At 47.0% G+C, this 7,624-nt stretch carries 9 protein-coding genes; all 9 read left to right on the forward strand.

What is annotated here, in order from left to right:
* Positions 1–65 precede the first annotated feature (65 nt).
* The 9 genes from galE (at position 66) to F7D20_RS10475 (ending at position 7,465) form a co-directional block, all read left to right on the forward strand.
* Positions 66–1,103 (forward strand): UDP-glucose 4-epimerase GalE, encoded by a 1,038-nt coding sequence (gene galE, locus F7D20_RS10435; RefSeq protein ID WP_158463982.1) that lies wholly within the window; start codon positions 66–68, stop codon positions 1,101–1,103.
* Between the two features lie 112 nt (positions 1,104–1,215).
* Entirely contained in the window at positions 1,216–1,530 is a 315-nt protein-coding gene (locus F7D20_RS10440; RefSeq protein ID WP_158463983.1) for a T9SS type A sorting domain-containing protein, read from the forward strand.
* Positions 1,499–3,058 carry a L,D-transpeptidase family protein gene (locus tag F7D20_RS10445; RefSeq protein ID WP_228114171.1) on the forward strand — a complete coding sequence of 520 codons (1,560 nt, stop codon included), beginning with the start codon at positions 1,499–1,501 and terminating at the stop codon, positions 3,056–3,058. The genes F7D20_RS10440 and F7D20_RS10445 overlap by 32 nt, the downstream gene beginning before the upstream one ends.
* 19 nt (positions 3,059–3,077) lie before the next feature.
* Complete coding sequence (locus F7D20_RS10450) at positions 3,078–3,623, forward strand: RNA polymerase sigma factor (protein WP_437182669.1); 546 nt, start codon at positions 3,078–3,080, stop codon at positions 3,621–3,623.
* Positions 3,624–3,668: 45 nt separating this feature from the next.
* Positions 3,669–4,088 (forward strand): hypothetical protein, encoded by a 420-nt coding sequence (locus F7D20_RS10455; protein WP_158463984.1) that lies wholly within the window; start codon positions 3,669–3,671, stop codon positions 4,086–4,088.
* A gap of 39 nt (positions 4,089–4,127) precedes the next feature.
* Entirely contained in the window at positions 4,128–4,571 is a 444-nt protein-coding gene (locus F7D20_RS10460) for a hypothetical protein (protein WP_158463985.1), read from the forward strand.
* A gap of 191 nt (positions 4,572–4,762) precedes the next feature.
* On the forward strand, positions 4,763–6,520 hold the full coding sequence (aspS, locus tag F7D20_RS10465; protein WP_158463986.1) for an aspartate--tRNA ligase: 1,758 nt from the start codon (positions 4,763–4,765) through the stop codon (positions 6,518–6,520).
* Positions 6,521–6,712: 192 nt separating this feature from the next.
* Positions 6,713–7,018 carry a winged helix-turn-helix domain-containing protein gene (locus F7D20_RS10470; protein WP_158463987.1) on the forward strand — a complete coding sequence of 102 codons (306 nt, stop codon included), beginning with the start codon at positions 6,713–6,715 and terminating at the stop codon, positions 7,016–7,018.
* Between the two features lie 102 nt (positions 7,019–7,120).
* Positions 7,121–7,465 carry a hypothetical protein gene (locus F7D20_RS10475; RefSeq protein WP_158463988.1) on the forward strand — a complete coding sequence of 115 codons (345 nt, stop codon included), beginning with the start codon at positions 7,121–7,123 and terminating at the stop codon, positions 7,463–7,465.
* Positions 7,466–7,624 lie beyond the last annotated feature (159 nt).

Genomic DNA, 7,624 nt, shown 5'->3' on the forward strand with positions numbered 1-7,624 from the left:
TACGAAATCTTTTATTACTTTTGCCCTCAGAAATGTTTTGAAAAAATCAGCAAAAAACAATAGCGATGAAACAAACAATTTTGGTGACTGGTGGTACAGGCTTTATCGGAAGCCACACCACAGTGGAGTTGCAGCAGGCAGGCTACAACGTAGTGATAGTAGACAATCTGTCCAATTCTAAGATAGAAGTACTGGACGGTATTGAGAAGATAACAGGTGTGCGTCCTGCTTTCGAGCAGGTAGACTTGCGCGACAAGGCTGCCACAGAGGCTGTGTTCCAGAAATATCCCGATATACAAGGCATCATCCACTTTGCTGCCAGCAAGGCAGTAGGAGAGAGTGTGCAGAAACCATTGCTCTATTATCGCAACAATGTGGTTTCGCTCGTCAATCTGCTTGAGCTTATGCCTCAGTATCATGTCAAGGGCATCATCTTCTCGTCTTCCTGCACGGTATATGGACAACCCAAGCCAGAGAACCTGCCTGTCACCGAGGATGCTCCTCACCAGAAGGCTACTTCTCCTTATGGCAACACCAAGGAAATCAACGAGCAGATTATTGCCGACTATATCCACAGTGGAGCCAATGTGAAGAGTATCGTGCTGAGATATTTCAACCCTATAGGTGCACACCCCAGTGCAGAGATTGGCGAACTTCCTAACGGAGTGCCCAACAATCTCATTCCTTACGTCACACAGACAGCCATGGGCATCCGCAAGGAGTTGACCATCTTCGGTAATGACTATGATACTCCCGATGGTACATGTATACGCGACTATATTTATGTAGTCGACCTTGCCAAGGCTCATGTGGCAGCCATGGCCCGTGTGCTCGATCAGGAGACTGAACCAATAGAGTATTTCAACATCGGCACAGGCAAGGGTAACTCTACACTCGAAATCGTAGAGACCTTTGAGCGTGCCACAGGTGTGAAGCTCAACTGGAAGTATGGTCCTCGCCGTGAGGGCGATATCGAGAAGATATGGGGCGACTGTACCAAGGCCAATAAGGTGTTGGGATGGAAGGCTGAGGCCAATCTCGATGAGGTGCTTGCCTCTGCGTGGAAATGGCAGCAAAAACTGAGAGCTGACGGCATCATGTAATGCATAAGCGTTAAATATTCTGAAAAGTGAGAACTTTGGTCGGTGATAAAGGCCATAGTTCTCACTTTTTTATTAATTTTGCAAAAAGGAATATTTAAACACGTATACGTATATGAGAAGAATCTTACTTACTTTTTTGTTTGCACTAAGCTTGATGGCTGTCTTGCCACAGCGTATGAGCGCAGCTGCAAATATTGAAATTATAGATAATGACTTCCAGCAGATTACCGTAACGGTAACCAGCGCAGGGGCGTTGCATGTCACAGGAGCCAACGGTTATGTGCTGCAGGTTTATAATGTGCTTGGCGTAAGGGTTGCTTCTATCAAGGTGGAAGGCAACGACAAGCGTATAGACTTGCCGCTGAAGTCGGGCTGTTACATTGTCAAGGTAGGCAATGTGGTACGCAAGATTTCTATCAACCGATAGGTCTTTCTTCCTGGCATTGCTGTGGGCTATTGCCGTTTTTGCCCTTACTGGATGCCAGGAACATGAGCCTAATTCCAACAGGTGGGTGACTGTTGAGTCGTTCAGAGAGTTCTCTGAACCAGGACAGACCATCAATTCGCACCGTATACGTAATTTTATCGACAGCCTGATGAGGGCAGACAAGGATGCTACGACGGCAGATCATCGTACCCGCAGCTATTATATGAATGAAGGAAAGTTCTTGTGGATTGACCGCAAGGGCGTGGATGGTCGTGCCGATACCTTGCTCCACTGGCTTAGGGGAGTAGGCGATATGGGATTCTCTACTCGCCGTTTCTGTGTGGGGAGTCTGGAACAAGACCTTCGTTCTGTCCGCACGCTTCAGCTCGACAGTACGCAGCAGGGTAATGTCAATGCCGTATTGGCACGACTGGAATATCGGCTCACCAAGGCTTACTTCCGTTATGTGGCTGGTCAGCGTTTCGGTTTTACCAATCCCTCTTATCTCTTGAATCGGCTTGACACGATAGAGCCAAGTCGTTACGACTCTGTGAAACGTCCGGTTCGCTATCGTGGTCTCTTCGATATTCCTGTGGATCGTGTAGGTCGCGACTTCTTTCTCATGGCAGTACGCAAGGTGGAAGTCGACTCTTTGGGCGTTTTCCTCTCTGAGGTGCAGCCTCGCAGTGAGTTCTATCGAGCCCTGCAGAAACGGCTGACGGAGGTGCGGGGTGACAAGAACCTGCGTGCCAAGATACTCTGCAACATGGAACGTTGCCGGTGGAGGGAGAAAGATCCCATGCAGAACCATAGCAAGTATGTAGTGGTCAATATTCCTTCGATGCACCTCATGGCCATCGATCATCACGACACACTCTCCATGCGCATTGGTTTTGGCAGTCTGAAGACTAAGACTCCGCTGCTTACCAGCCGTATCAAGTATATGGAGGTGAACCCGCAATGGGTGATTCCACGGAGCATCATTGACAAGGATGTGGCGCATCATGCGGGCGACTGGCATTATTTCCACAGCCGCAACTACTATGTGGTGGACCGCAAGACGGGTAAGCCTGTTGACTTCTCACAGGTCAGCTTCTCTATGTTGCGCAATCATAACTACAGCGTAGTACAGCGAGGAGGCAAGGGCAACAGCTTGGGCCGGCTCATTTTCCGGTTTGACAATAATTTCTCAGTCTTCCTTCACGATACCTCAAGTAAGGGAGTCTTCAGCCGTGAAGACCGCAGCGTGTCGCATGGTTGTGTGAGGGTAGAGAAACCCTACGAGCTTGGTGTCTTCCTGATGCACGAGAAGAACCAGCAACTCATGGACAAGTTGAAGTACTCGATGACAGCCGACAGTCTTGCCAACAGACGGATGATAGTGAGGAACATCAAGGTGGACCCTCAGGTGCCACTTTATATCACCTACCTCACCCTTTATCCGATGGCAGGTGGGCGCATGGCAGAGTATGCCGATATCTATGGCTTTGACAAGGTGATATACTCAGCATTGCAGCCTTATCTATAATAAAAAACAAACAAACAGAATGATGATAAGTGACAAGGAAATGACCGACATGATAGCCGATGCCCGCACCCGGCGTGAGGGTTTTGAGGCTCTTGTGCGCCAGTATAGCGAACCGCTGTACTGGAAGATACGTCATATTGTCATCACTCATGAAGATGCCGATGATGTGTTGCAGAATGCTTTCCTGAAAATATGGAAGAGTCTTGATTCCTTTCAGGGCAAGTCTTCTCTTTCCACCTGGCTTTATCGCATCGCCATCAACGAGGCCTTGGATTTTCTGCGCCATCAGCGCCAGTCAGCCATGTCGAGTGTCGACGACAATAAGAAAGTTGCCAATCAACTGATGGCAGACGACTATTTTGATGGCGACCGAATGCATGCTTGGTTGCAGGAGGCTGTGGCTCAGTTGCCAGAAGTGCAGCGCACGGTGTTTGTCATGAAATACTTCGACGAGATGAAGTATACCGAGATTAGTGAGGTCTTAGGAACGAGCGAAGGTGCCCTCAAGGCTTCTTACCACCTGGCAGTGAAAAAAATAACAGAATATTTGAAGCGGTTTAATTAAACCAAATGTTTTTTGATTCGTCTATATATAATAAGGAGAAAAAATATGATAAAAGAAGAACAGATATTGAAATCCAGGTATGGCACCCAGAGTTCATTCCGTGTGCCTGAAGGCTATTTTGACGAGCTTGCATCGCGTGTCATGGCATCGGTTCCAGAATCGCAGCCTGCTCTCGATATGCAGTCTGAGTCTGCCTCGCAGGGTGCCCGTATTGTTCCGATGTGGCGTCGTGCTGTAGTGCGCAAGGTGGCAGTTATAGCCGGTGTGGTTCTTTTGTTGGGAGGAGCTTCCATAGGTATCGGTACTTCTCTTTCTTCACGACAGGCAGGCAAGTCTGTGGCAAGTGGTGGATGGGCTTCGGTCATGCATTCGGAGGATAGCTCCTTTGATGAGGCTGCCGACTATGCGATGCTTGACAATCAGGACATCTATGCCTCTCTGCTGTCAGAATCGTCAGGTTTTTAAATGATCAGTTTTAATGGTAAGAGTAAAATGAAATCTAAGATGATAATCGCCTTTTTGAAGCGAACCGTTCTTGTGACTATGCTGTTGGTCTTCGGACTTTCCACAGTTACTGCGCAGCATAAGAAACGTCCTCATTTCGACCCGAAACGTTTCGAGGCGGAGTTGGAGCAGTTTATCACTACCAATGCTTGTCTTACGCCAGGAGAGTCGGCAAAGTTTTTCCCCGTTTATCGACAGAAGATGAAGCGTCAGCGTATGATATTCGACGAGATGCGCCGTTTGCATCACATAGATACTCGTGACAATAAGACTTGCGCCAGTGCCATCCGTCGTCAGGATGAGTTGGATGTGGAGATCAAATTGTTGCAACAGGAGTATCATTCCCGTTTTATGCTCATCCTTCCTGCTGGCAAGGTGATGCGCATCATCAAGGCAGAGGAAAAATTCTATCGGCAGATGTTCAAGCGTATGCGTCCTAAATGAGGCTGAGGAAATAAGCTTCTTCATGAAGCGTTTACCTTCATATAAAGAAAAGGCTATGCCGCAGGATTTGTCCTGTAAGGCATAGCCTTTTTTCTGTCATTATCAAAGTTTTCTTATTTAAAGTTTTGTTGTCTCAGAAATAAATTATAACTTTGCACGTCAGAAAAGAAAATTATATAATTTATATATTTATGTACAGGACAAACACTTGTGGAGAGCTTCGACTCTCTGATGCCGGCAAGGAAGTGACTCTTGCCGGATGGGTACAGCGCACAAGAAAGATGGGTGGTATGACCTTCGTAGACTTGCGCGACAGATATGGCATCACTCAGTTGGTTTTCAATGAGGCCGATGATAAGTCATTATGTGATGCAGCCAACAAGTTGGGACGCGAATACTGCATCCAGGTGAAGGGTGTGGTAAGCGAGCGTCAGAGCAAGAACCCAAAGATGGATACTGGCGACATCGAGATTTTGGTAAAGAGTCTGCAGGTGCTCTCTGAGAGTGCCACACCTCCTTTCACTATTGAGGACAATACCGATGGCGGTGATGATATTCGTATGAAATATCGTTATCTCGACTTGCGCCGTCCTGCTGTTCGCAAGAATTTGGAGTTGCGTCACCGTATGACAATCCTTATCCGCAACTTCCTCGACAATTATAACTTCATGGAGGTGGAGACACCTATCCTTATTGGTAGTACACCAGAGGGTGCACGCGACTTTGTTGTGCCTTCACGCATGAATCCAGGTCAGTTCTATGCTTTACCTCAGAGTCCTCAGACACTGAAGCAGCTCCTGATGGTGGCTGGTTTCGACCGTTATTTCCAGATAGCCAAGTGCTTCCGCGATGAGGACCTTCGTGCAGACCGTCAGCCAGAGTTTACACAGATAGACTGCGAGATGAGTTTCGTCGATCAGGATGACGTTATCGACCTCTTCGAGGAAATGGCTCGTCATCTCTTCCGCGAGATTCGAGGTGTAGAGTTGCCTAAGCTTCAGCAGATGACATGGCATGAGGCTATGAAGCGCTTCGGTAGTGATAAACCCGATTTGCGTTTCGGTATGGAGTTCGTAGAGCTCAAGGATGCATTTGCCGGTAAGGGCAGTTTCTCTGTGTTCGATGAGGCTAAGTATATTGGCGGCATCTGTGTGCCAGGTTGTGCCGACTATAGTCGCAAGCAACTCAACGAACTGACCGATTTCGTAAAGCGTCCACAGGTAGGAGCCAAGGGCCTGGTTTACATCAAGTATAATGCCGACGGCACCGTGAAGAGCAGCATCGACAAGTTCTATTCTTCTGAGGAGTTGGCAGAGATCAAGACCGTGATGGGAGCCAAAGATGGCGACTTGGTATTGATTCTCAGTGGTGACAATGCCAACAAGACCCGTATCCAGCTCTGTTCTCTTCGTCTTGAGATGGGCGATCGTCTTGGTCTTCGCGATAAGAATGTATTCAAGTGCCTCTGGATTATTGACTTCCCTCTCTTTGAGTGGAGCGACGAGGAGCAGCGTCTTATGGCTACCCACCATCCATTCACTATGCCTAATCCTGATGACATCCCATTGCTGGATGAGCATCCGGAGCAGGTACGTGCCAAGGCTTACGACTTCGTATGTAATGGTATCGAGGTTGGCGGCGGCTCACTCCGTATCCACGATACCAAGTTGCAGGAGAAGATGTTTGAGGTTCTCGGCTTCACTCCCGAACGTGCAGAGGCTCAGTTTGGCTTCTTGATGAATGCCTTTAAGTATGGTGCGCCACCTCACGCAGGTCTGGCATTTGGTCTCGACCGCTTCGTCAGCATCATGGCCGGTCTCGACAGTATTCGCGACTGTATTGCTTTCCCAAAGAACAATTCAGGTCGTGACGTGATGCTCGATGCGCCTTCAGCCATTGATCAGAAGCAGCTTGATGAGCTGCAGATTAGTGTTGATGTTAAAGAGTAATAATTCTTATAAAAATTCTGCTATAGATACCGCATTTGCTTGATATATATCAAAAAATGCGGTATTTTCTTTTAAACAATGCAGATTTAGCTTGAAAATCGTGATATAATCGAATAAAAGTATTAAATTTGCAAAAAAATATAATACAAAACTCCCGATTAGAGCGAGTTTAATTAAATTTTTACTAAGAACATGGCAGAAAAGAAAACAACAAAGACAGCTGTTAAGAAGACAACTACCACTACAGCTGCAAAGAAGGCTCCAGCAACCAAGAAGGCTACTGCAGCAAAGAAAGAGGTTCTTTACTTGAACGAGGAGAACGCAGGTTTCAAGGCTGGTGATGTTTATCAGGCATTGGCAGCAGCAGGTAAGGCTCTCTCGCTTGCAGAGATTGCTAAGGCTGCTAAGATTACCGCAGAGGATGCAATCCTGGGTATAGGATGGCTCCTGAAAGAGGGTAAGATTAAGAATGAGGACAACAAGTTGGTTCTCGCTTAAATAGAACACTACAGGAAGGACCGCACCTCTATCAAAAATAGTTGGGTGCGGTTTTTTTTTGCCTTTGGTGATAATGGTTATTTCAAATATAATTCTGTTTTCATGAACTATGATCGGGAGATTCTTGCTGTGCTGACTCAGGCAGGAGAGCAGGGTCTCAAATTGGAACATATAGTACGGCACGTGTACAATGCCTGTAATTCAATGTTTACTCCGTTGAATTACAAGGATGTCTATGCTTATGTGTCGCAGTATTTGATGAAGAACAGTAAGATGCAGGGTTCGTGTGTTCAGAAGACTGGTTACGGTGTGTATCGGCTTAATCTTGCCACGACAGAGGCGCAGCAGCTCATGTTGCAGTTTGGCAGTCATCCTGTACAGGAAGAGGTGTCAGAGAAGGGCTCTGTTGACTCTTCGCTTTCTCTCTTCGGAGATGATGATTTTTAGAAGGATATGGCATTGCTCATCAAGGCAATGCTTTTGGCTCAGCCGATAAACCAGGGGGAAGATTCTTTTATTCCACAGAAAATTTATACCTTTGTGCCATGAATAATCAAGGACTATTATCATTGGCACAGTTGATACTGCCATCAGAGATACTTTCAA

The sequence above is a fragment of the Segatella copri genome (assembly GCF_009495355.1).
Taxonomy (GTDB): Bacteria; Bacteroidota; Bacteroidia; order Bacteroidales; family Bacteroidaceae; genus Prevotella.